Origin of the sequence: Rhizobium sp. ZW T2_16, assembly GCF_044987325.1 — a bacterium.
Lineage (GTDB): Bacteria > Pseudomonadota > Alphaproteobacteria > Rhizobiales > Rhizobiaceae > Neorhizobium > Neorhizobium cellulosilyticum.
The window spans coordinates 337,579-360,584 of sequence record NZ_JBJDRG010000004.1 but is presented as its reverse complement, the minus strand read 5'-3'; the positions used below and the strand labels follow the sequence as shown (position 1 = coordinate 360,584).

The window sequence follows — 23,006 nt, the reverse complement described above, 5'->3', positions numbered from 1 at the left end:
GCGCGCTGATCAGGCGCGCAGGGCGGTTGCGGGGGACTGGCGATAGGCAAGCAGTGCCGGCACGGCTGCCAGAATGGCGGCGAAGCCGAGGAATACCAGCGCCAAACGCAGATCTTCACGCGTAAATCCGACTGGCAGGATGACGCCGCTTTTGGCGGCGAAAAGCTGCGCGCCGATCTGGGCGGCCGCCAGGCCGATGAGGAAGCCGATGCCGATGCCGAGCGCAACAAGCAGGAAAAGCTCCAGCCAGACGATGGTGAATACGGAAAGGCGGGGAGCGCCAAAGGCTCGCAGCGCACCGATCTGACGACGCCTCTGGCCGACATGGATGACTGTGACCAGAACCAGTGCTGCCGCAACAAGCCCCTGAGAGCCGGCAGCGACCGCGCTCAGGATCATCTTCGCATCCCCGAGCGTCGCATAAAGCCTCGTCAGCACTTCGCCGGGAAAGACGCCAAGCGTGCTGCCGGTTCGATATTCCTGACGCAGCCGATAGGCATCGGCAATCGTTTTCGGCTTGACGAGAATGGCCGGCAGGCCGGGCGTGGAGGGACCAAAGGTTTCGACTATCAGCGCATCCGGATCGATGCTGCCGTGATGATCCTCTTCGATATGAGCGGAGGACGCTGCACCGAGGGCGAAGGCTGGTTTGGCAGGCTGCACGGCGGGTATCTCCGCGACCGGTGTGGCGTGTTCCTCCGTCTCGCCCTCGACATGCGTTTCGCCGTCCTCGTGGTGTTCCTTGCCTTCATGGGCGTGGTGGTGACCGTCTCCGTCGCGATGCTCTTCCTCATGCCCATGCTCTTCGCCGAGACCATGGACGTGCCAGACTGCCTGAATGGGCACAAGAATGGCGCGGTCCCAAGGCGTGCCGGTCGGTCGCAGCTTTCCAGTGACTTTATAGGCCGGGCCGGCATGCGTATGGCCACCCGTCTCGGCCGTGCCGTGCATCGGCTTGATTTCCGCGCCGAGCGGCAGATTGACGGTAGCGCCGAGAACCGCTTCACCTTCCAGGGCAAACATCCTGCCTTCGGCAAAGCCGGGCGTGGTGCCCGCAACGAGTTTCGTGGTCGTACCGATGATCGGATAACCGGCAAAACTGTCGCCAAAACCGACCGGGGCAGCCCAATCGACGCGCGGATCGGCGGAAAGCTTGGTCAAGACAGAACCATCGATCAGAGGTAGAGGGGCGGCCTGCAGGAAGATGGAGGAGAGGACAAGCTGGGTTTCGCTTCCGGCGGCGCCGACAATCAGATCGAACTTGTCTGCGGCGCGGGCGCTGCCGAGACGAAGAGAACGCTCCTGGAGTGTGACGGCAACGCCGAGTGCGGTGGCAAGTGCCACCAGAAGCACCACGACGGCACCGCCGAGCCAAAGGCGACGCAGATCTGCAAGGATGAACCGGATCATGCCGCCATCTCCCCGGTCTGCGTGTCGCCGACGATCTGGCCGCCCTTCAACGACAGGCGGCGACCAAGCCGTTCGATGAGGCGCGGGTCGTGGCTGGCGACGATCAGGGTCGAGCCGGCATCCGCGGCAACCGACAGAAGAAGATCACCGACTGCCTCACCGCTTTCGAGATCGAGGCTGGCGGTCGGCTCGTCGGCGATGATGACGCCCGGCTTGCGCAGAAGCGCGCGGGCAATCGCGACACGCTGCATCTCACCACGAGACATGGTCTCGACATGCTGTTCGGGCCGCTTGAGGCCAACCGTTTGAAACAGCATGTGGGCGCGCTTCACAAGATCGGCCGTCACCACGCGCGACAGGCGCGCCGGCAGCAGAATGTTGTCGATCGCCGACAGGCCGGGAAAGAGATGAAAATCCTGCATGACCAAGCCGATATTGGCGGCGCGCCAGCGGTCGCGCCTGCCTTCGGAAAGATCCGCAAAGTTTTGATCACCCCAGAAGACGTGACCCGCACGCGTGCGTTCAAGGCCGGCAATGATGTTGATGAGCGTGCTTTTTCCCGAGCCGGAACCACCCGTCAGCGCAACACCGCTGCCTGCTGCGATTTCGAGATGATCTATGGCGAGCACCGGTGCCGTCAGGCCGGGAAACGCGACGGCGAGATTTTCAATTTTCAGCGACAGCATGTTTTCAAACCGTGGCGTATTCGGCCTGGCGAATACGAAGAAGACTGACGAATCCGGTTTCCGGATCCGTCCAGGAGCCCATTTCCAGCTTGCCGCGCACTTCGATCGTCTGGCTGGGCTGGGTGAAGGTCTGTTTTTCATCGAGATAGACGACGACGATGTTGTCGGGCCAGTCGCTATCGGTCGAGCAGAAGGGGCAGATCGACATTGGAATTTCGGTCAGCACGAAGAACTGCGCTTCGGCTTTCAGCGGTGGGGCCATGAAACCGCGCATGGCGATCTCCTTGCCGTTCAGCTGCTTGACCTTTTCGGAGAATTCCAAGCCGAGGACGCTGACCTTGCCGTAAAGTTCGTCGAAAGTGATGTCGCTATTGGCCTGTGCACGACCCGCAGCCGCCAGCAGCGGCAGGCCGGACATGAGGCCGAGTGTCATGGTGAGCGCCTGGCGGCGACTGAAACGCGCCGGATGAAGCTGCTTCATGACCCTTCTCCTTCCTGAAATATTCGCTCATCGTCACGCGGGACGGCGGACAATGCAAGCCGGGCAAAACCAGGGACAGCTGAACCCGGAAAAATACGATGAGGGCACGCCACGGCGGCGTACCCTCATTGTTTTCAAGTCTTAGTTGGTCTGCTTTGCGCCAAGCGCGAAAGCTTCGGCGAGAGCCTTGTAGACGTCGCTCTGCTCCATATAGCCACGGAAACCTTCGGCGCCGGGGCCTTCTGCCTGCAGAACGATATCGTCAACGGCGTGCACGCCGCTGTCTGCGCTCTTCGGGATGATGCCGGTTACGAGAACTGCGCCGGGCACATCCTTATAGGCTTCGTTGGCGACATATTCCTTCTTTTCGTTCTGGATGGCTGGAACGAACGGAGCATCAAGCTTCGGGCGGAAGGTTTCGTAATGGTCCGGGCCGTTGTTGGCGTTGAGGAACAGGCGACGCGATACGTCGACCTTGTCCGGGTAGCCGTCGCCGTCCTTGTCTTCGTAGTTCGGGAAGCCGGCTTCGGCATAGGTGCCGACCTTTTCGCGCATCTCGGTGCCCGGCTTTTCGTCATCGACGGTGCCGATGATGGAAACGCCGTGCGTGTGGTCGCCGGTAACGACGATCAGTGTGTCGGGGTTCTTGGCGGCGAATTCGCGCGCAACACCGATCGCCTTGTCGAATTCGATCGTGTCGACGACAGCGCGATCCCAATCCAGCGGATGGGACATCTTGTCGACGTTTGCGGCTTCAACCATCAGGAAGAAGCCTTCCGGGTTCTTCGACAGGTTGTCGAGAGCAACCTTGGTCATTTCGACGAGGCCCGGCTGTTCCGGGAATTTGCCGACGGTGCCCTTCTTCAGGAACTCGCGGTCAAGCGTCGTGTCCATGTTGCCGGTGTGGAACAGGCCGAGGATCTTGCCGGTATTGGTGCCGGCAGCCGTTGCAAGTTCACTCTTGCTGGTTGCCAGCGTGTAACCGGCATCCTTGAACATGGCGATATAGTCCTTGTCGTCCTTGCGCTTCGAGCCGGCAGTTGCCTGTGGCAGGAAGTAGGCGGAACCGCCGCCGAGCAGAACGTCCGGCTTGACGTCGAACAGCATGCCGTTGATTTCGGCCTTGTCGCCGCGCTTGCGGGTATGGGCGACGACGGCTGCCGGCGTTGCGTCCTGCAGTTCGGCGGTCGAGATTATGCCGATCGACTTCTTGGTCTGGCGGCGCAGCGCTTCCGCGATGTTTTCGACCTTCGGGTCGTCCATCGAGGAAGGAGTACGGTCGGCATAAACACCGATGGCGTTCACGGCGGTCTTGTGACCTGTCATGTAGGCCGACATGGTGTTGGCGCTGTCGGTGGCGACGGCGTCGGTGGCCGAGGTGCCGATGAAGGCTGCCGGCGGAACGTCGTCCATGTTCAGGCGGCCATTGGCCTTGCCCTCGGTCATGCCCTTGGACATGATGCGAGCAGCGGTGCGGTGAGCAACCGACAGGCCGTCGGCGATCAGGAAGATGACGTTCTTGGCCTTGGCCTGTTCCGGCGTGCCGTAGACGTTCCAGGTGATGCTCTTGGTCTCGCTGCCGGCGGCAACTTCAACCTTGTAGTCGCCGGCTTTTGCAAGTGTCACGCCGCGCAGGATGACGGCCGAACCGAGGACCTTGTCCTTGTTCTTCTCTTCGGCAACGAACTCAGCTTCCTTGCTGAGAGCTGCCTTGTAATCCTGGCCGTTGACGGTGATCTTGACGTCTTCCGGCTTTACGACTTTATCGAACTCGACTTTGAAATCGAACGGCGAACCAGTCAGGATCGTCGCGCGATCGAGCGGGTAGACTTCGGCAGCCTGAGCGGCGCCGGCGAGAATGGTCGTAGCGACCAAGGCGGAAAAGAGTTTGCGCATATTCCCCTCACGGACATGTGAAAAAACGACGCCCCCTCCTAGTCCCGCCATGTGACAGTTGGATGACTTGCCCACAGTAATGATTGGTCGATGTCTCGACGCCCAGCCTCAAATTTCCGGTGGCAGTGAAATGCAGTTGCCTGGATCACCCGTCCATACCGTGGCAAGCCAAGCAGGCCGGCTCGCGTTAGGAACGGTGCCCGATCAGAGCAGAAATTTCGCTACTGACGGAATTCAACAGGCCGATGTAACGTTCGAAGTCACGATTGTTGACGATCGGCGTGAGCGTGGAGAGGCTGATGGCTGCGGCAATCTTACCCTTGTGGTCGAAGATCGGCACGGCGGTGCAGCGCACGCCTTTTACATGTTCCTGGTCGTCGATCGCATATCCCTGCTCACGAACGTTGGTAACCTCTTTGACAAAGGCTGCTTCGCTGCCGATGGAACGCGGTGTCGCCGCCTCGTAGGAATATCCTGTCAGGATGCGCTCTCGGGTCTCCCGATCCTGAAAGGCAACCAGCACCTTGCCGATTGCCGTACAGTGAAGCGGGAGTTGCCGACCTATCCGTGAATAAGTGATGACGGCTGCCTGCCCCTCCACCTTGTCGATATAGACGCCATGCTTTCCATTGAGGATGCCGAGATGCACCGTCTGGCCGGTCTGTTCGGAGAGGCTGACAAGAAAGCTGTTGCAGATCTTGCGGATGTCTATCGAACTGATGACAAAATTGCCGCGTTCGACCAGTTTCATCCCCAGGCGATAACGCCCGTTATCCTCATTCTGGTCGATGTAGCCGCGCGCCTGCATGGTCTTAAGCAGCGCATGCAGCGTGCTCTTGTTCAATCCGGTCCGGATACTGATGTCCGTGATCTTGATCTCCCTGTTCTGATCGTCGAACAGGTCGAGAATCTGCAGTGCTCTGTCTACGGACTGGATGATCGGCATGCTTACCCGCTGGGATGAGAGCAAGCCGATGTCCACCGGCTCGCCTGAAATTGAATGATGTCTAGCACAGTTCCGGCTGTCTTGCAGGTGCGCGACATATGGCCCGGCTCGCGGTAACCAGCCGGGAGGCGGTTCCCTTCGATGGTTCCGATCTCGCCAAGGCAGGCTCAGATGATGCCCGCATCGGTGAGCACGCGACGGACCACCGCAATCTTCTCCTCGCTGAGCGGCGCTGCCGGTGGCAGCGAATAGGAGGAGATCGGCAGCCCGCAGGCTTTCATCGCTTCCTTGACCACGCCGACGAACGGCACATCGACCTTGTAGATGCGCGGCAGCTGCAGGATGGTGCGATGGAGAGCGGTGGCCCTTGCAAGATCGCCGTCCTTGACTGCGCGATAAATGCCCGTCGAAACATTCGGCGCGAAATTTGCGCTGGCAGAAATGGCGCCGTCACCGCCCAGAAGCAGCGTATTCAACAGATGATCGTCATAGCCGCAGAAGACACTGAATTCGGGATGTGCGCCCTTCACGATATCGACCATGTCTCGCAGATGCGCCACCGAATCGATCGTATCCTTAAGGCCGACGATATTGGGATGTGCATCGACCAGCCGCTTGACGAAGGCAGGATGGAGATCCTGGCCGGTAAGCGCCGGGAAATTATACAGCAGCACTGGCAGTTCGACCGCGTTGGCGATTGCGGAGAAGTAACCGAACAGGTTTTCTTCCGTCACCTTCCAGTAGTAGGGATTGATGGCCACGACGCCGTTGGCGCCGATCGACTGGGCGTGCCGGCTGAGCGTGACTGCCTCGCGCGTATTGGTGCTGCCGGTGCCGATCAGTACCGGCACGCGGCCGGCAGTGTAACCGACGACAAATTCGGCAAGCGCCAGACGCTCCTCATGGGACATCTGGGAGAACTCTCCCCCGGTGCCGAGGAAGAACATGCCGTCCACGCCTGCATTGACGAGATGGTCAATGACCAGTGCCATGCCGGCCGTGTCAAAGCTGCCATCATCTTTGAAGACCGTGGGTACGGGTGGAATGATGCCGGAAAATTTCATCAATCTGGACATTAACAAACCTCCTTTTGTCAAAAGCGATATCGGAACATGCGAAATGGTTGGACGTTAGAAATTTCTCATATGTTCTATATTATAGAACGACGTTCCGATAATTTTCAGCGTAGCCGAAGTGCCACTGTCCGGCTTTGGCAAATGCCATTGCGAGGCTGTATGTCGCACCATGGGGAGATTGCGGGCACTGATCGGGTGCTGAGGGGCAGCCGTAGTCATCCTGCCCATCCGCCTTGGCGATTGAAATGACCGCTCAATACCTGTGATTTCTTGTCAAGATTTATCCCGGGTGGCTTGCAGCCATTCGATCGATCCCCTAGCGATCACTTACGTGATGCACGATTGACTGATGGGAGAGAGCATGACCGAGGGGACACAAGTCTATGCGATGCCCGGGACATGTTTTTTCGATCTGATGCCCGCAAAGGGTGGTGAACCCTATCGGATCTTCCTTTCAATTCCGACCGGCGAGCCGCCTGCGGAGGGATGGCCGCTTCTGGTGACGACCGACGGCAATGCCACCTTTCCCTTCGCGGTAGCGAGCCTTGTTACTCAGGCCCCCTATTCCACGGGAACGAATGTCGGTTGGGGCGTCGTTGCAGCCATCGGTTATCCTTCGGACGAGCCCTATAATGCGATGCGCCGAGCCTGGGATCTCGGACCTCCGCCGGTCAAATCCTATCCGCCTTATTTCGAAGGTGGTCCTCCGGTTCTGATCGGCGGCACGGGAGAATTGCTCGATTTCATCGAACACGAACTGCTGCCGAAAATCGCGGACATGGTGCGGCTCGATCCTGCGCGCCGATCGCTTTTCGGCCATTCGTTCGGCGGCCTCTTCACGCTTTTTTCGCTGTTCGAGCGACCGGGTCTGTTCAAAAATTGGATTGCCGCCAGCCCGACCATTTATTGGGAAGGAAGCGAAATCCTCAATAATGAGGCGCGGCGACAGGATGCACCCGGTAACGCACCATTCCTGCATCTATCTGCCGGGGAGTACGAAGGCGATGAACTGGCGCCGTTTCAGTATCGGAACGAGGATGCCGAGGCACGCCTCGAAAAGCGGAAAACGGAGAGGACTATATCGCTTGCCAGGGAAATGGCTGTTCGTCTGAACGGCACTGCAGACAGTATTCGCACCGAATTTGAAATTTTCCCTGGTGAGACGCACATGTCGGTGCTTGGACCTGCTGTAAACCGGGCCGTCAACATCGCATTCGCAGTCAGAAAGTGATCTTTAATATCAAAGGCCTCTGGCATATGTGCCTCGACTGAGGCGTGACAAATTTACGCCGCCTGGGAAAAAGATGACTATATGCATCATATTTTATTGATCACTCGAAATCGAGCTTTTATAGCTGACCCCGTGAGTTGACTTCGTCGAGAGAAACTCGCTTTCGCGCGTCTCACATCCACGATCTTTTCGGATCATTCAATTCAGTTTGTCCCTTGTCAAAAGGATCGGGCAATGACGTTCTCTCTTCACCGGTTCCACGCGCGCCATCGTCTTCTTGGTTCCACTATACTGGTTGGTGCCATGACCGTAGCTTTCGTACCGGCCACGGCTATTGCGCAGGACGCAGCTGGTGAGGCAACTCAGCTTGCTCCGATCGTTCTCCAAAGCGGAGCAACGACAATCGGCGAAGACAACGACACGGTGGTGCCCAGGCGCACCGTTTCAGCCACCAAGACGGACACGCCTTTGGTAGAAACGCCACGCGCCATTTCGGTGGTGACACACGAGGAAATGGAGCAGCGTGCCGTCACCGACATGATCCAGGCAGCCCGCTACAGCTCGGGCGTCACCACCGGCGCTTTCGGTTACGATCCTCGTTTTGACCAGATCTACATCCGCGGTATCGAAACCACGACCACCGGTGACTTTCGCGACAGTCTACGCCAGCCGATCATGAACTACGGCTCGTTTGCTACTGAAGTCTATACGCTGGATCGCATCGAGATCCTCAAGGGGCCAGTCTCGGTGATGTATGGTGCGGCGAGCGCCGCGGGTATCGTCAACCGTATCTCCAAGATGCCGCAGGAAGAGGCTCACCACGAAGTCGAATTGCAATACGGCACCGTTGGCCGCAAGCAGGCTGCCTTCGATTTCGGAGGTCCAGTTGGCGAGAGTGACGAGCTGTTCTACCGCTTGGTCGGCCTTGCCCGAGAGGGAGAGGGAAGCTACGACATCCCCGATGATCGCTACCTCCTCCAGCCATCGTTTACCTGGAAGCCAAGCGACGACACGACCCTCACGGTCTACGGTCTGGCGCAGAAGGGTGAAACAGGCGCGAGCGCGTGGAGCTACCTTCAGGGCAAGGACGTCTTCCTCTATACCGACCCTGACTTCAACAGCCAGAAGGTGGAGCAGTACCAGCTCGGCTATCAGCTTGAGCACAAGTTCGATAACGGCCTGACCTTCCGCCAGAATGCGCGTATCGGCGATGTCGATCTCAAGGCGCATTACCTGAACCGCGTATACCTTAATGCCGCTGGCAATTGGCCAACGACTGCGGTGACGGAGGACATGCGCGCCTATCAGATCGACAATCAGCTCGAGAGCCAGTTTGACACCGGCAGCCTTTCGCATACGCTGCTCATGGGGCTTGACTACACCCGGGTCATGTCGGAATTCGCTATGGGCGATGATGAGGTTGCGCCAGGTACTCCCGGCTCCACGGTGGCAATCCCCGCGCTCACCGACTTCACCGACAGCAGCCTCAGCCAGACAGGCATCTATGCCCAGGACCAGATTGAATTCGGCAAATGGCGCGCTGTGGCGGGTCTTCGCTATGACTGGGCGCACCAGAAGACCGCTGTAGAGGGCGGCTCCACCAGCGAGAAGGATGACGGTGTCCTCTCCGGCCAAGTGGGACTGCTTTACCTGTTTGACAACGGTCTTGCGCCCTATATCAGCTATGGAACATCATTCATTCCATCCACAGCGCTTGCAGCCGATGGTTCGGTTCTCGAACCAACCAAGGGCCGCCAGATCGAAGTTGGCTTGAAATACCAGCCGCAGGGCGAGAACTATTCGTTGAGTGGTGCCGTATACAGGCTGGTGGAAACGGGCAAGCCTCAGTACGATGTCCCGAGCTACCTGTTCTCGCACAATTCCGGCGAAAACACCTATACCGGCTTTGAAATCGAAGGACGTACCGAGTTCGATAACGGCATCAGCCTGATCGCTGCCTATACCTATGCTCACGCCGAAATCACGGAAAACTTCGACCCAACCCTGATCGGCAACACGCCTTCGACGGTGCCGCGTCACGTCGCATCTCTGTGGGTGAACTATGCCGTGCCGGAAGACACTGCATTGAGCGGTCTTAGCATCGGTGGTGGTGTACGTGCGATGAGCGAATCCTTCACCAGCGACGCGAATACCGGCAAGAATGCCGGCGTTGCCTATCTCGACGCCGCACTGTCCTATGACTTCGGCGCCACCGCTCCCGACCTCAAGGGACTATCGCTTGCTGTCAGTGCCACCAATCTTGCGGATCGACGCGAACAGGTTTGCACGGACGGTTATTGCTATACCGGCCGAGGCCGCACGGTCTTGGGTTCGCTCAAGTACAAGTGGTAAAACTGGCAGCCGTCCTTCCGATGTCATCCTAGACATACGGGCGGGCGGCATGACCTTGGTTCCGCTCGCGCAGGAAACGCTCGATATGACGAAAGCCTTTACCGTGCAGGACCTCGGTCTTTCGATCGATGGCAATGCGATCCTGTCGGATGTCGGCCTCGATTTTCCGGCAGGAGAAGTGGTGGCTTTGGTCGGCCATAATGGCTCGGGCAAATCAAGCCTTTTGAAAATACTTGCACGACAGCTGACGCCAACCGCGGGATCCGTCGCTTATGCTGGCCGCGATCTCAAGCAGTATGACGGCCGCGATTTCGCACGGTCCGTCGCCTATTTGCCGCAAGATCTGAGCACCGGATCCGACATGACGATCCGCGAGCTTGTCGCCTGCGGGCGTTATCCCTGGCATGGTGCACTTGGCCGGTTTTCCGATCTCGACCGGCAGAAGGTCGAGGCTGCGATCGAGGCGACGCATATCGAAAGATTTGCCGACCGAATGGTGGGCACGCTGTCCGGCGGGGAGCGCCAGCGGGCATGGATCGCCATGCTGATCGCACAGGACGCAAACTGCCTGTTGCTCGACGAGCCGACTGCTGCACTCGATATCGCCCATCAGATCGAAGTCCTGTCGTTGGTGCGGCGGCTTGCGCATGAGGGTGGTCGAAGCATCGTCATCGTGCTTCACGATATCAACATGGCCGCACGCTTCTGCGATCGGATCCATGCGCTGAAGGGCGGACGCGTGGTCGCCAGTGGAACGCCGGATGGCATACTTGTGCCAGAGACTTTACGCAGCATTTACGGAATCGACATGGATGTGATTGCCGCATCCAGCCTGTCGCATCCCCTTGCCTATGCCCGCTGAGGCCATGACAAGATGACGGTCTTGCGGCGATCTTTCCTGCAATGCGCGGCGGCGGCAGCAGCAATGATGCCGAAGCCGGTATTTGCCGAAATGGCCGGATTGCGAATTGTCAGCCTTGATTATGGGCTATCATCCACGCTTCTGTCGCTTGGTCTGCCGCCTGTCGGAATTTCGGATCTCGCCGATTGGGGCCGATGGGTCGTCGAGCCAGTTCTGCCATCCTCCGTGATCGATATCGGCAGCGCCAACGAGATCAATTTCGAAATCCTCGTGCAGTTGAAGCCCGATATCATCCTGACGACACCTTATCTCAATGAACTTTTGTCCAGGCTCCAGCCCTTCGCAAAGGTCGTTCGATTGGAAGTTTTTACGCCAGGCGCCGGTCCTATCCTGCCGGCGGCCATTGCCGCGACACGCAGGCTTGCGGCGGAAATCGGACGGCAGAACGAGGCGGAGCGGTTTCTGGCGCATTCCGACGCCTTTTTCGAATCCTGCAGGAATAGACTTTCCGGCAGGAAATTGCCGCCGGTGGCGCTGGTCAATTTCATGGACGCCCGCCACGCCCGGATCTATTCGGCGCCGGGCCTGTTTCACAATGCGCTGGAGCGTATCGGCGTGCGCAACGCCTGGGAAAAACAGTCGAATTACTGGGGATTTGAGACGATCGGCATCGAGGAATTGTCGGCGATCAAGGATCCGGATGCGCGCCTGATCGCCTTCGATCCCATCCCGCCGGATGTATTGCCGAGGCTCGCCGATAGTCCGCTCTGGCAACGCCTTCCATTTTCCCAGCCAGGACATTTTTCCGTTCTTCCACCGGCCCTGATGTTCGGCATGGTGAACGAGGCCGTGCGCTTCGCCGGTCTGTTGACTGAGCTTTTGGAAAAAGATTCATGACTGCATCCCGTCGCGACATTCTCGGGCCGGCCCTCGTGACGTTATTGCTGTTTTGCGCCGGCGGAGTGGCATCCTGGTTTCTTGCCGCCCCCGCCTTGTCCGCGCCAACGATGTCCGCATACGATATCGAGCGGATGGTGCTCTATTATTCAACGCTCCCGCGGCTCGCGACGGCGCTGCTTGCCGGTGCTGCCCTTGCCTTGTCGGGCGCGCTTTTCCAGCAGGTCCTGCGCAATCCGCTGGCCGATCCGACGACGCTCGGCGTTTCGGCAGGAGCAAACCTCGCCTTGGTCATCACATCGCTTTTCCTGCCCGGTCTTTTGGGAGCCGGCCGTGATCTCGTTGCTCTAGTCGGCAGTGGTGTCGCAGCCGCAATCGTCGTCAGCCTCGGTGCGCGCCGAGGGTTCTCACCCTATTCGCTCGTGCTCTCCGGCCTGGTGCTGAGCCTCTGGTGCGGCGGCCTTGCGGCCATCCTGACCTATCTGAACCAGAAATACCTGGCGAGCCTGTTCATCTGGGGCGCGGGCTCGCTCGCACAGCAAAGCTGGGTCATTCCCGTGTCGCTGATCTGGAAACTTGCCGTCGTTTCCATCATCTGCGCGGTGCTCATCCGGCCGCTCTCCCTGCTTGATCTGGGGGAGAGCAGTTCCTCGGCGCTCGGGGTGAAGTTGATCCGTCTTCGTGCCATCGTCATTGTCTGCGCCGTTGCGCTTGCAGCCTTCGTCACCAGCGCTGTGGGTGTGATCGGCTTTATCGGACTGGTGGCGCCGACGATTACCCGGCTTGCCGGTGCGCGGCGGCCGGCGCAATTGATCTTATGGTCTCCGCTGGTCGGCGCCGGGCTGCTCTTCTTTGCCGATTCCGTCCTGCAGCTTGTCGCAGGCGAGCTTGGCGATTTCCTGCCGACCGGAGCGGTCACGGCGATCTTCGGCTCGCCTTTACTTCTGGCGCTTTTGCCGCGACTGAAGATCCGCCACCGAATTCAACAGGCCGCGATACAAAAACGGTCGCGCCGATGGGATACAAAAATCCCGATCATCATCGCTTTTTCAATCCTCGTTCTTCTGTTGCTGCTCAGCATGTTTGTCGGGCGAGGTGTCGATGGAAGCTGGACGCTTGTTTCCGGTGAATATTCTCTCGATATTCTGTCCATCCGAATACCGAAGATATTCGCTGTCCTGGCATCCGGGGCGATGCTCGCCGTCGCGGGCGCGATCCTCCAACGGCTGACCGGAAACGAGATGGCAAGCCCCGAAGTTCTCGGGATCAGCGCCGGGTCGACATTCGGTGTCGCGATCGCACTTTTTTCGATCGCGCCGGGGTTTTCCGGCCAGTTCCTGTTTGCGGTGATAGGGGCAATCATCGTGCTTTCGATGATATTGCTTGGTTCCCGTCGATCATCCTTCGCACCCGAGCGGGTATTGCTTGCCGGTATCGCGCTCAGTGCAATGGTCGATGCCGTTGTCGGCGTGCTGAGTTCGACGGGGGATCCGCGCGCTGTGCTTTTGATGCGCTGGATGAGCGGTTCCACCTATCTGGTCGACGGCATGAGTGCCGCAGCAGAGACAGTGATTGCAGTTATCCTCATCGCAACTGCATTTGCCGCACGGCGATGGCTTGATATCCTGCCGCTCGGACCCGCGCCATCCGCTGCGGTCGGTGTACCTCTGGCGCGCGCCAGACTGGCACTGTTCGGGCTTGCCGGATTGCTGACTGCAACTGCAACGCTGACAATCGGCCCTCTGTCCTTTGTCGGGCTGATGGGACCGCATCTGGCGCGGGAGGCCGGCCTGACGCGTGCCATGCCGCAAATGATCGGCGCATCCCTGATTGGCGGCGGATTGATGGTGGCCGCCGATTTCGTCGGCCGGACGATCGTGTCGCCCTACCAGATCCCGGCGGGGCTCGTTTCAGCACTCATCGGCGCGCCATTCCTGATGCTGATGATGCGTCGAAAGGCCTGAGCGTCTTCCGCTCCGGACTTTGAACGGCTCCCCACCTGCCTACTGGCTGGCCAGAAAACTCTCGTAGGTCTGCTTCAAGCCCACTCTCAGCGGCCGGGCATTGTCCCAGCCGAGGCCATGCAGGCGAGTGAGATCGGCAAGCTTGCGCGGCGTACCGTCCGGTCGCGAACGATCAAAGGAGAGCGGTCCCTCGAAGCCTACGGTTTCACAGACAAGATGGGCGACATCGGCGATCGAAAGCTCTTCGCCCGAGCCGATATTGACCGGCAAAGCGTCGGAATAGTTACGCAACAGGAAGACGACTGCCTCTGCCAGATCGTCGACGTGAAGAAACTCCCGAAGCGGCTTACCGCTGCCCCAGATCGTCAGACTGTCTGCATTGTTCAGTTTGGCCTCATGTGCCTTGCGGATCAGCGCCGGCAGAACATGACTTGTTTCCAGGTCGTAATTGTCGCCGGGACCGTAAAGGTTGGTGGGTTGTGCCGAAATGAAATCCAGTCCCTGCTCCTGCCGATAGGCCTGGCAAAGCTTGATGCCGGCAATCTTGGCAATGGCATACCATTCGTTGGTCTTTTCCAATGGACCTGTCAGCAGCGATTCCTCGCGGATCGGCTGTTCCGCGTCACGCGGATAGATGCAGGTCGAGCCGAGAAGAAGAAGCTTCTCCACCCCGGCGCGCGCCGAACCCTCGATGACATTCGCCTCGATCATCAGATTGTCGTAGAGAAAGGAGACTGGCGACGCGCTGTTGGCCGCAATGCCGCCAACACGGGCTGCCGCCATGATGACGGCATCCGGCTGTGTGTCCACAAGCCAGCGCCGCGTCGCAGCCTGATCCCGCAGGTCTACTTCGCTGCGCGGCACGGTCAGTACCTCGCAGTTTTCCCTTGAGAGAAGCCGCACGAGCGCCGAGCCGACCATACCGCGATGGCCAGCCACCCAGACCCGTTTTCCCTCAAGCTCGAACAGCGGCTTCATCTGTCAGTCCTTGTCCCTTTGATGCACCGAATTCCCATGTTCGCGAATATCGGACTGGACCATCTCGGTAATCATTTCTTCCAGCGTGGTGGTTGCTGTCCAGCCGAGCTTTTCCTTAGCCTTGGCAGGATCCCCCAGCAAGAGATCGACTTCCGTCGGGCGGAAGTAACGCGGATCGACCTCGATGAGGCAGCGATCCGTGCAACGCTCGAAGCCGCGTTCATCGACACCTTCGCCCTTCCATTCGATATCGATGCCGGCAACCTTGAAGGCCGTACTGACAAAATCACGCACGCTGACGGTGCGGCCGGTGGCCAGGACGTAGTCGTCTGGTTCATCCTGCTGGAGAATCCGCCACATGCCTTCGACATAGTCACGGGCGTGGCCCCAGTCGCGCTTGGCGTCGAGATTGCCGAGATACAACCGATCCTGATCGCCAGCAGCGATGGCGGCCACGGCGCGGGTGATCTTGCGGGTCACGAAAGTTTCGCCGCGACGCGGGCTTTCATGATTGAAAAGGATGCCATTGGAGGCATGCATGCCATAGGATTCACGGTAATTGACCGTGATCCAGAAGGCGTAGAGCTTGGCGACGCCGTAAGGCGAACGCGGATAAAACGGGGTGGTTTCCTTCTGGGGTGTCTCGACCACCTTGCCGTAAAGTTCGGATGTCGAGGCCTGATAGAAGCGAGTCTTCTTTTCCATGCCCAGAATGCGGATCGCTTCGAGGATGCGCAATGTGCCCATGCCGTCCGCGTTTGCGGTGTATTCCGGCGTTTCGAAGCTCACATGCACGTGGCTCTGTGCGGCAAGGTTATAAATCTCATCCGGCTGCACTTCCTGAATGATGCGGATCAGGTTGGTGGAGTCGGTCATGTCGCCGTAATGCAGGGTAAAATGGCGTTCGGTTTCGTGCGGGTCTTCGTAAAGATGGTCGATGCGCCCGGAATTGAAGCTCGATGAACGGCGCTTGATGGCGTGAACATCATAACCTTTCTCGAGCAGGAGTTCAGCCAGATAGGAACCGTCCTGCCCGGTGACGCCAGTAATCAGTGCGCGTTTCACAGCCTTGTTGGTCATGGTAGTCATTCCTTAGCAGGGACGAGCGACTGCTGCGAAGGCTTCAGCCACACGCGCAATATCCGCCTCGTTCAGGTTATGATGGTTCGGCAGGTAGATACCGTAATCGTGCACCTTGTCTGCGTTCGGTAGCGCGGGCTGCGAATGGTCCCTGAGCCAGAAGGGATGGCGCGCGATGTTGCCGCAGATCAACGGACGGCATTCGATATCGAGCGCATTGATGTGCTTGTAGGTTTCAAGCCGGTTTTCAATGAACGTCCCATAGGCGAAGGAAGAAAGAACTTCCGTATTGCCCGACTGGCAAAAGAAGTCCGGCAATGCCTTGCGATAGAGCTCGAAATTGATGCGCCGGCGCTCAACGATATGGTCGAGTTTTTTCAGCTGCGAACGTCCGAGGAACGCCTGAAGGTCGGTCGAGCGCAGGTTATATCCGGCGTGATAGAAGGTGTAGAGGTTCTTGAACTCGTCGATACCATTCTCGTCAGCCAGAGATTTGCGCAGGTCCGGCCGCAGGTCGCGGCTCCATCCATGCGATCGCAGCGATAGCATCAGCTGGTGCAGGTCGCTGTCGTCGGTGACGACCATGCCGCCCTCAATGGTGGAAATATGGTGGCCATAATAGAACGAGAAGCTGCCTGCCGTCCCGATCGAGCCGAGTTTCCGGCCCTTGTATGTAGAGCCTAGCGCTTCGCACGAATCTTCTAAAAGCTCGATGTCATAACGCTGGCAGATGTCGCGGATCGCATCCATGTCGCCGGAGTGGCCGAGCACATGCACAAGGATCAGCAGCGACGGGGGATCAGTGCGGCACAGATCCTCCAGGTGGTTGAGGTCGATACCGAGCGAATTGGGATCGCAATCGCACAGGCGGACGTCGAAGCCCAATTGCAACAGGGGCGAGACGGTGGTGACCCAGCTGACGCCGGCGGCGATCGCCTTGTTATTGCGCAGACGGCCGGCTTCTTTCAGCGCGGCGATCATCAGGAGGTTGGCGGAGGAGCCGGAATTCACATAGACCGCATGCCGGCTGCCCATCCAGGTCGCGAACTCTTCTTCGAAGGCGAGCGTCTGCTCGGCCTTGGTCAGTCGATTGCCCGCGAGCATCCATTCGGAGAGCGCCTCAAGCTCGTCCTGGGCAATGGTTTCCTCGGCGAGGCGGATAGGACGAAGTGCGGACATCAAGATGCCTCCCTGATGCGCACCGAGCGCATCACTTTCATTTCCAGATAATAGCGGGTGACTTCGGCATAGGCGGCGCGAAGTTTCAGGGTCTTCTCGCCGGACGCAAAAGCATCGATGGTGATGGATCCCTCATGAGCGCGGAAGAAGGCGAGCGGCTCTTTGACAAAGCCGACCTTGGGATAACGCAGCATCGAGAGTAGCGAGACAAAGGCGTCAGGGCCGACGCCGCGATATTCGTGCGTCTGCAGCGGCAGCCGGCCTTGATAGAGAGCATCGAGCAGGATCTGGCGGCGATAGACGGCTGCACCGGGCGAAATCAGCGAGCCGAGGATCTGTTTCTCGACAGCCTCGACAGCGAATATGCCGGTTTCGGGTAGCCACTCTACGAACTGGCGAAGCTTGGTCGGAAGCCCCGGTCCATCGACCACATCCGCGCCGCTGAATGCGAAGCCGGTGTCTTCGCCGATAACGGAAAGGCAAGCCTCGATGAAATTCGGAGCGATCCAGTCGTCATCATACTGAAGGTGCACGAAGTCACCCTTGGCATGCAGCACGCCTTCCAGCCAGCAAAAATGCGGGCCGAAGTCGCGTTCGCGGCGAATGTAGAGGATACGATCACCGTAGGATGACGCCACCTCCGCTGTGTTATCTGTCGATCCGTGGTCGACAACGATAACCTCGACGGGGCGCGTCTGGTTCAGCGAACTCTCTATCGCCACAGGTAGCATGCCCGCGCGATTGAAGGTTGGAATGACAATGGAAACAGTCTCAGACATTAAGGTCTCCTAGGATCTGTCTAAGCCGCGAAATATTGGCAACGAGAGTATCGGCGCTGCCGGTAGCTCGGATTTCGAGAGGATGCGGGCTCAATCCCTGAACAAAATCGCGTATCGTCGTGCCACTGCCAGAGGCGACATTGACAGGACCGGTTGCTGAAGAAAGGGCAAGGCGCACCACGTATTCGGCTGCCTTCTCAGCAGGCAGAAAATCACGGATGCTGTCTGCGCCAGGCAGTTCGAAAGGCTGCGTCAGATCTTCATTGGCAAGACGACGTTCTACAGAAGGGCGCAGGAACGAGCCCGTTTGGGCAGGGTCGTGAATGGAGAAAAGCCGCGTTGCGAGAAAGGCCCGCCCTGTGGCGTCGCATATATCTGCAGCAACGCTTTCCGCCTGCCACTTGGTGCGACCGTAAAGCGATGCCGGCACCTTCTCCGCTTCTTCGTAAATTGGCTCTGCTGATGGCGCGTAAATGTGGCTTGAAGAGCAAAACACAAACGAAGCCTTCTGCCCCTCCAGCGCGGAAAGAAGGTTGATCGTGCCGCCGACATTCACCGCGTAGGCACGAGCAGGATCTGCCTTGACCGAGGCGACAGGAACCAGAGCAGCAAGGTGGATAATCTTATCGACTGAGGCTGCCGTATACTGCGCCCGCACGGCATCCAGGCTGGTCAGGTCGATCTTGTTGATGATTACTTCCGCATCAGGACACAGGCGGGCCAGATGTGAAATCACATGCCGCCCCAGTATCCCGCCTGCACCGGTCACCAGGATTCGCATTGATCACACCATCTACGGACATGGGCCGGAGACGAAGCCCATCGACAATAAGAAGTGGAGCCGACTGCCTGCTGCATTCTATGCCCTTGTTATGCGTGACGAAGGGTTTCGCAGCGCAGAGATTCATCCAAGTAACAGGCTTGAAGACTCACGGTTCAGGCCCCAGAAATCGTGGTTATGGCAATTGACGTGAACGCCCGACGCATGCCATCCCTCGTTAACAATAAATGACGCTTGTTCCATGCGCGAACCTTACGGCGAAGGAATTCCCCGATATGCATTATACCCGAGTGAGGACGCAGAGCGATTTTGAGGGCGCTCTGGTTACCGTGTATTGCGCGGTCTGGCATCGGCAGCAAAACAAGCTCGATCTTCTAAAATCCCATTATGTTAATCTGCGCCGCCAGAGTATTGGCGTGCGCATGATCTACATTTTCGACAATGGTGATACGCCGCCGGATTGGCTGGATGCGGATTGCTACGTGTTCTCAGGCCCACTTTCGATCTACGAAGCGTGGGCTGCAGCCGTCGCGCTCAACAAGTCGTTCTATGTCATGAACCTCAATCTTGACGATCGCCTGGCCACCAATGCAGTGGAAATGATGGTTGGAGCGTCCTGCGCCTCGTCGGCGGCGCTCGTTGGCGGCGAGTGGCTGATCTGTTTCGATGACTCCCATCTGGATCAGCCGTTCAAGGCGCCTTTGCTTATCGCTTCGGAATTCGTATCCGAGTGGCCGCCCAAACCACATTCGCGGCTGAGATTGGGCTCGGGGTCCGGTGAACGCGGCACTTTTGGTCCGGCGACCCTCTGGCATGCCGCAGCGTTGGGGAAATATTATCCGAGTTATTTCAACGATGGATCGATCATCAAATCGATTGGCGATACGTTGTTTTGGGGCGCGGTGCATCAAAAAGGGCTAAAAATGGTGCGTCTGCCGATGCTGATCGGCAAATATTACTCGTCACCGACCCAGCAGGCGGAATTCCGTTCGCATGAGGACCAGGAGCTTCTCACTCGCCATGGCATCTCCAAAATCTCGTTTGCGGACCGCATTCTTGGCGGAGAAGTGCCGGAAGTGCCTGGACCAACCATCTAGCCTCTCGATTGCGGAACGGTAACCAGGAAAACGGTGCCCTGGCAGGATGATTTTTGCAGCGTGATTGTTGCTGCGTGCGAGGCGAGCATCGTACGGGCGATTTCAAGCCCCATTCCTGTTCCGCCATCCAGTCGCCGGGTCGAGAAAAATGGCTGGAACACACGGTCCTTGTTTGCGTCCGATATCCCGCTCCCATCGTCCGCTACGAAGATCTTGGTGGAAAGCCGGTTGGCTTCCACCCTAAGATCGAGGCGCGTTGCACCATTCTGGAAAGCATTTTCCGCGAGGTTTGCGAAGACCACATTGGCCGCCTCAATCGGAAGCGCGAAGCGAGCCGCCGATTGTCCTGATACAGCAATCACATAATCGGGAAAGCGGACCTGAAGCATGCTTTGGATCTCGTCGGCACAGATTTTGTCGACGGGGAGCGCTGTTTCTGCTTGAGCGAGTTCGCGAAGTCTCTCCAGCAACAGGTCAAGCCGCTTCGAATCGTCGATGATGTTTTCGAGAAAATGCAGGCGTTCGGCCTTGGTCATAACCTGATCGTCACCATCGTCGAGCATCAACTCTGCCGCCCCGCGGATCGAGGTCAGGGGCGATTTTAGTTCATGCGACACATGTGCAGCAAAGGAACGCACATATTCGCTGCGATCGACAAGTTTGCCGGCGAGATCCAGAAAGCTCTGGGACAAGGTTGCGACTTCGCGCGTGCCGTAGCTTTCAAGCGGCCGGATCGCGGCTCTCCCGCCTTGGGCAATCTCGTTCGATCGCACAATCAGCGCATTGATAGGGCCGGCAATGTTTCGATTGAGAACATAGGCAACCGCTAGGGTTACGAGAAACACAACAAGAAGTACGGCGGCCTCCGTCGACGTCGTCAAGGAAGCGCTGTCTGTTGCTCGAAACCAGATGATGCTGATGATTGGCAACATCATGATCGATAGAAGCACCGAATAGACGATGAGCGCGATCGGTGGCCGCCATTTCGATTTGACCTGCGGAGCCGGCATTTCAGCTGCCTCGCTCATTGTTCGCGCGCAGCTTGAAGCCGACGCCATGGACCGTTGTGATGATGTTATCGGCGCCGGTCGCTGCCAGCTTCGCCCTTATATTGCGGATATGACTGTCGATCGTACGGTCGGAGACATACGTTCCGGGTCCGTAGGCGGCCTGCATCAATTGCTCGCGACTGAAAACCATGTCCGGGCGCGTCATCAGGGTTTCGAGGATCGAAAATTCGAGAGCGGTGGGCGTCATGGGAGTGCCATTGACGTTTACAGTGCGGCTAGCTCGTTCCAGCCGCAGACCACCAGCGACCACACCCTGCTCATTTTTTTCGGTTATGCCCGAAACACCGCTGCGCTTGAGGATGGTTTTGACCCGCGCAACCAATTCGCGTGGGCTGAAAGGTTTTGTAACATAGTCATCTCCGCCGATTTCCAATCCCAAAACCCGATCGATCTCTTCATCCCTTGCAGAGAGAAAAAGGATCGGGATCGAAGAAGTCTTTCGGATCTGACGGCAGAGATCCAGCCCGTCCATATCCGGCATGCCGATGTCGAGAATGATGAGGTCAACCCTGCCGGAACGAAACGCCATCATGGCCTGAGATCCGTTCCGTGCCGTTTCGGTCATCATGCCGGCACGTTCCAGCGCAAAGCAGATGACGTCGCGGATGTTCGGCTCGTCATCAACAACAAGGATGCGGAGTGGCATGATGTCTCCCGAGATATTCGACCATGTCGGTGATATCGTCGTTTCATGGCCCAATCAAAGCCTTGTCAGCAAATAGTTTTTCATCCTCTCTTGCCGGTAGCTCCAGCTGCGCCACGCCTGGGGCCGCGATGTGATCGGGAAAGCAAGGTGCTGTCTCGCAAAGCTTGCCAGACGTCTTTTGTCGCCATCTTCGGGCGCGGCGGATAGGTAAAGATCAAGCGCCGGAATGGCTGAGGGGCCAAGCGAGGCAAGATAGTGGATATCCAGTGGCGTTCCATGTTGGGAAAATTCCAGACTGTTCTCGACATTGAACCGCGCGATAAACGCTGAAGAGTCGAGGAATGCCCCAAAGTATAGAACTGTTGCCAAAGTTAAGAGGTTCATCGAAATCAGCCATTCGTTGGAACGTCGCAATGCTATCCGCAAGAGGATGAACATCAGGCCGGTTGCAACCAGTCCCATCCACACACCCGCAGCAAGCCGCAGATGCGTCAGCGAATAGGCTTCCACGTAAAGATCGAGCCTTAGAATGGATGACAGGCAGAGAAGGACGTTCTGGATGATCCATGCAATGACGAGAGCGCGAATTAATCGGCTCGCGTCCCCTGGCCCGCCCCGGCGCATGGCAATGAGCACGAATGCTGCGGCCAGCAATGCGGTTGCCGCCAATGGATAGGCGCCTTGATGTGCATATTCGGCATGGCTCATTCCTGCCGGCAATTCTGCACCGCCCCAAAGGTAGATGAGGTCGAGCGCGGTTTGCATGGCAAAGAGCAGATTGAATATCGCCAGGGAGCGGACAAGTGCCCTGTGATCGAGGAGGCCGGTTATTGGGCTATCCCCCACGGGATCTATCGACGATCGCCTGCGTTTTGGTGTCAATCGTGGGCGTATCATAGCCCAGATCAAGCTTGCCGCAGCCAGCCAGAACGCCAGCCGGCTGATATCGAGCAGGTTCAACATGAACCGCAGATCGATAGTGTGAAGGCCCATCTCGATCAACGGATTGGCGGCGCTGAACAGAAGCAGGAAAACCAGCCCCATACCGAGTGGCAGCATCCAGCCGGTAAGCGATTTCAGCGCTGCACCAAAGATCGTTCGACCGGATAGAGAACGTGAATATCGTCGGTAGGTTTTCGGCAATCCGGTCAACATCGATGGCATGAAACGCAGAAGAACGAGAGGGATTGCGCCCGGTCTTTTCGGCAGAAGTTTTGCGGCTTTGAGGGCGATAAGGATCACTGCTGCCATCGAGATAATGAACCCGCTCGCCGTCGGTGCTTCCAGCAATGGTGCTGATGCGATGGCGGAGAGGCAGAGATAGACAGCGGCGGTAACTGGATGCGTCGGTTTGCGTGCCGAAATCAGAATGGCGCAAGTAAGTAAGATCGGCAAAAGAAAAAGATTCAGGCCAAATGCTTGTCTGAAAGAGAGAAAATCCGCAAGTGCGACCGTCGCGGCAAGAACGGCTACACGCCTCTTGCCGTTTGAGAAGGCGTTCGTAATGATGAATTGGGGATGGGTCAGTTGCATGGTTGAATTCCGCGCTCATGCCAATGGAGATGAATTTCCTCACCGCGGCCGACAGATGGATC

At 58.1% G+C, this 23,006-nt stretch carries 20 protein-coding genes; 6 read left to right on the top strand and 14 right to left on the bottom strand.

Annotation, left to right across the window (positions count from 1 at the left end; translation table 11 throughout):
* Positions 1 to 9 precede the first annotated feature (9 nt).
* From ACI3K0_RS14525 to ACI3K0_RS14500, 6 genes are all read right to left on the bottom strand, one after another.
* Positions 10 to 1,410, bottom strand: coding sequence for an ABC transporter permease (locus ACI3K0_RS14525; RefSeq protein WP_183685437.1), 1,401 nt, complete (start codon positions 1,408 to 1,410; stop codon positions 10 to 12).
* On the bottom strand, positions 1,407 to 2,096 hold the full coding sequence (locus ACI3K0_RS14520; RefSeq protein ID WP_148144503.1) for an ATP-binding cassette domain-containing protein: 690 nt from the start codon (positions 2,094 to 2,096) through the stop codon (positions 1,407 to 1,409). Before ACI3K0_RS14520 ends, ACI3K0_RS14525 begins: the two co-directional genes overlap by 4 nt.
* A 4-nt stretch (positions 2,097 to 2,100) precedes the next feature.
* Positions 2,101 to 2,577 (bottom strand): hypothetical protein, encoded by a 477-nt coding sequence (locus ACI3K0_RS14515; protein WP_404945498.1) that lies wholly within the window; start codon positions 2,575 to 2,577, stop codon positions 2,101 to 2,103.
* 141 nt (positions 2,578 to 2,718) lie between these two features.
* Positions 2,719 to 4,473, bottom strand: coding sequence for an alkaline phosphatase (locus ACI3K0_RS14510; protein ID WP_148144504.1), 1,755 nt, complete (start codon positions 4,471 to 4,473; stop codon positions 2,719 to 2,721).
* 187 nt (positions 4,474 to 4,660) lie between these two features.
* Entirely contained in the window at positions 4,661 to 5,455 is a 795-nt protein-coding gene (locus ACI3K0_RS14505; protein ID WP_404945497.1) for an IclR family transcriptional regulator, read from the bottom strand.
* A 131-nt stretch (positions 5,456 to 5,586) separates the two neighbouring features.
* Positions 5,587 to 6,495 (bottom strand): dihydrodipicolinate synthase family protein, encoded by a 909-nt coding sequence (locus ACI3K0_RS14500; RefSeq protein WP_206827175.1) that lies wholly within the window; start codon positions 6,493 to 6,495, stop codon positions 5,587 to 5,589.
* Positions 6,496 to 6,856: 361 nt separating this feature from the next.
* On the opposite strand from ACI3K0_RS14500, the gene ACI3K0_RS14495 reads away from it, so the two are divergent.
* The 5 genes from ACI3K0_RS14495 (at position 6,857) to fhuB (ending at position 13,801) form a co-directional block, all read left to right on the top strand.
* On the top strand, positions 6,857 to 7,726 hold the full coding sequence (locus ACI3K0_RS14495; RefSeq protein ID WP_148144506.1) for an alpha/beta hydrolase: 870 nt from the start codon (positions 6,857 to 6,859) through the stop codon (positions 7,724 to 7,726).
* A gap of 234 nt (positions 7,727 to 7,960) precedes the next feature.
* Positions 7,961 to 10,078, top strand: coding sequence for a TonB-dependent siderophore receptor (locus ACI3K0_RS14490; RefSeq protein ID WP_183685435.1), 2,118 nt, complete (start codon positions 7,961 to 7,963; stop codon positions 10,076 to 10,078).
* 85 nt (positions 10,079 to 10,163) lie between these two features.
* Complete coding sequence (locus tag ACI3K0_RS14485; protein WP_404945527.1) at positions 10,164 to 10,940, top strand: ABC transporter ATP-binding protein; 777 nt, start codon at positions 10,164 to 10,166, stop codon at positions 10,938 to 10,940.
* Between the two features lie 12 nt (positions 10,941 to 10,952).
* The gene (locus tag ACI3K0_RS14480; RefSeq protein ID WP_206827178.1) at positions 10,953 to 11,837 is read left to right on the top strand and encodes an ABC transporter substrate-binding protein; all 885 of its coding nucleotides are present in this window, start codon (positions 10,953 to 10,955) and stop codon (positions 11,835 to 11,837) included.
* On the top strand, positions 11,834 to 13,801 hold the full coding sequence (gene fhuB, locus ACI3K0_RS14475; RefSeq protein WP_404945496.1) for a Fe(3+)-hydroxamate ABC transporter permease FhuB: 1,968 nt from the start codon (positions 11,834 to 11,836) through the stop codon (positions 13,799 to 13,801). The genes ACI3K0_RS14480 and fhuB overlap by 4 nt, the downstream gene beginning before the upstream one ends.
* A gap of 39 nt (positions 13,802 to 13,840) precedes the next feature.
* Here the strand turns inward: fhuB and ACI3K0_RS14470 are convergent, their stop codons facing one another.
* Genes ACI3K0_RS14470 through ACI3K0_RS14450 form a run of 5 tightly spaced genes read right to left on the bottom strand, consistent with a single transcriptional unit; the run spans position 13,841 to position 18,598 of the window.
* Entirely contained in the window at positions 13,841 to 14,770 is a 930-nt protein-coding gene (locus ACI3K0_RS14470) for a GDP-L-fucose synthase (RefSeq protein WP_286194894.1), read from the bottom strand.
* 12 nt (positions 14,771 to 14,782) lie between these two features.
* On the bottom strand, positions 14,783 to 15,868 hold the full coding sequence (gene gmd / locus ACI3K0_RS14465) for a GDP-mannose 4,6-dehydratase (protein ID WP_404945495.1): 1,086 nt from the start codon (positions 15,866 to 15,868) through the stop codon (positions 14,783 to 14,785).
* Positions 15,869 to 15,871: 3 nt separating this feature from the next.
* The gene (locus tag ACI3K0_RS14460; protein WP_148144513.1) at positions 15,872 to 17,038 is read right to left on the bottom strand and encodes a DegT/DnrJ/EryC1/StrS aminotransferase family protein; all 1,167 of its coding nucleotides are present in this window, start codon (positions 17,036 to 17,038) and stop codon (positions 15,872 to 15,874) included.
* Positions 17,038 to 17,817 (bottom strand): glycosyltransferase family 2 protein, encoded by a 780-nt coding sequence (locus tag ACI3K0_RS14455; RefSeq protein WP_206827184.1) that lies wholly within the window; start codon positions 17,815 to 17,817, stop codon positions 17,038 to 17,040. Before ACI3K0_RS14455 ends, ACI3K0_RS14460 begins: the two co-directional genes overlap by 1 nt.
* Positions 17,810 to 18,598 (bottom strand): NAD(P)-dependent oxidoreductase, encoded by a 789-nt coding sequence (locus ACI3K0_RS14450; protein WP_148144515.1) that lies wholly within the window; start codon positions 18,596 to 18,598, stop codon positions 17,810 to 17,812. Before ACI3K0_RS14450 ends, ACI3K0_RS14455 begins: the two co-directional genes overlap by 8 nt.
* Positions 18,599 to 18,873: 275 nt before the next feature.
* Between ACI3K0_RS14450 and ACI3K0_RS14445 the strand changes: the two genes are divergently transcribed.
* Positions 18,874 to 19,695, top strand: a complete 822-nt coding sequence (locus ACI3K0_RS14445; RefSeq protein WP_148144516.1) for a glycosyltransferase family 2 protein — start codon at positions 18,874 to 18,876, stop codon at positions 19,693 to 19,695.
* Here the strand turns inward: ACI3K0_RS14445 and ACI3K0_RS14440 are convergent.
* The 3 genes from ACI3K0_RS14440 to ACI3K0_RS14430 are packed head-to-tail and all read right to left on the bottom strand — an operon-like array spanning position 19,692 to position 22,944.
* Positions 19,692 to 20,705, bottom strand: a complete 1,014-nt coding sequence (locus ACI3K0_RS14440) for a HAMP domain-containing sensor histidine kinase (RefSeq protein WP_148144748.1) — start codon at positions 20,703 to 20,705, stop codon at positions 19,692 to 19,694. The genes ACI3K0_RS14445 and ACI3K0_RS14440 overlap by 4 nt on opposite strands.
* 1 nt (position 20,706) lies before the next feature.
* Complete coding sequence (locus ACI3K0_RS14435) at positions 20,707 to 21,411, bottom strand: response regulator transcription factor (protein ID WP_148144517.1); 705 nt, start codon at positions 21,409 to 21,411, stop codon at positions 20,707 to 20,709.
* Positions 21,412 to 21,465: 54 nt separating this feature from the next.
* On the bottom strand, positions 21,466 to 22,944 hold the full coding sequence (locus tag ACI3K0_RS14430) for a DUF4173 domain-containing protein (RefSeq protein WP_404945494.1): 1,479 nt from the start codon (positions 22,942 to 22,944) through the stop codon (positions 21,466 to 21,468).
* Positions 22,945 to 23,006 lie beyond the last annotated feature (62 nt).

Bases quoted from the DNA above. Each gene is read 5' to 3' on its own strand.
- ACI3K0_RS14525 (WP_183685437.1), bottom strand. From the start codon at position 1,410: ATGATCCGGTTCATCCTTGCAGATCTGCGTCGCCTTTGGCTCGGCGGT.
- ACI3K0_RS14520 (WP_148144503.1), bottom strand. From the start codon at position 2,096: ATGCTGTCGCTGAAAATTGAAAATCTCGCCGTCGCGTTTCCCGGCCTG.
- ACI3K0_RS14515 (WP_404945498.1), bottom strand. From the start codon at position 2,577: ATGAAGCAGCTTCATCCGGCGCGTTTCAGTCGCCGCCAGGCGCTCACC.
- ACI3K0_RS14510 (WP_148144504.1), bottom strand. From the start codon at position 4,473: ATGCGCAAACTCTTTTCCGCCTTGGTCGCTACGACCATTCTCGCCGGC.
- ACI3K0_RS14500 (WP_206827175.1), bottom strand. From the start codon at position 6,495: ATGTCCAGATTGATGAAATTTTCCGGCATCATTCCACCCGTACCCACG.
- ACI3K0_RS14495 (WP_148144506.1), top strand. From the start codon at position 6,857: ATGACCGAGGGGACACAAGTCTATGCGATGCCCGGGACATGTTTTTTC.
- ACI3K0_RS14490 (WP_183685435.1), top strand. From the start codon at position 7,961: ATGACGTTCTCTCTTCACCGGTTCCACGCGCGCCATCGTCTTCTTGGT.
- ACI3K0_RS14485 (WP_404945527.1), top strand. From the start codon at position 10,164: ATGACGAAAGCCTTTACCGTGCAGGACCTCGGTCTTTCGATCGATGGC.
- ACI3K0_RS14480 (WP_206827178.1), top strand. From the start codon at position 10,953: ATGACGGTCTTGCGGCGATCTTTCCTGCAATGCGCGGCGGCGGCAGCA.
- fhuB (WP_404945496.1), top strand. From the start codon at position 11,834: ATGACTGCATCCCGTCGCGACATTCTCGGGCCGGCCCTCGTGACGTTA.
- gmd (WP_404945495.1), bottom strand. From the start codon at position 15,868: ATGACTACCATGACCAACAAGGCTGTGAAACGCGCACTGATTACTGGC.
- ACI3K0_RS14460 (WP_148144513.1), bottom strand. From the start codon at position 17,038: ATGTCCGCACTTCGTCCTATCCGCCTCGCCGAGGAAACCATTGCCCAG.
- ACI3K0_RS14455 (WP_206827184.1), bottom strand. From the start codon at position 17,817: ATGTCTGAGACTGTTTCCATTGTCATTCCAACCTTCAATCGCGCGGGC.
- ACI3K0_RS14450 (WP_148144515.1), bottom strand. From the start codon at position 18,598: ATGCGAATCCTGGTGACCGGTGCAGGCGGGATACTGGGGCGGCATGTG.
- ACI3K0_RS14445 (WP_148144516.1), top strand. From the start codon at position 18,874: ATGCATTATACCCGAGTGAGGACGCAGAGCGATTTTGAGGGCGCTCTG.
- ACI3K0_RS14440 (WP_148144748.1), bottom strand. From the start codon at position 20,705: ATGCCGGCTCCGCAGGTCAAATCGAAATGGCGGCCACCGATCGCGCTC.
- ACI3K0_RS14435 (WP_148144517.1), bottom strand. From the start codon at position 21,411: ATGCCACTCCGCATCCTTGTTGTTGATGACGAGCCGAACATCCGCGAC.
- ACI3K0_RS14430 (WP_404945494.1), bottom strand. From the start codon at position 22,944: ATGCAACTGACCCATCCCCAATTCATCATTACGAACGCCTTCTCAAAC.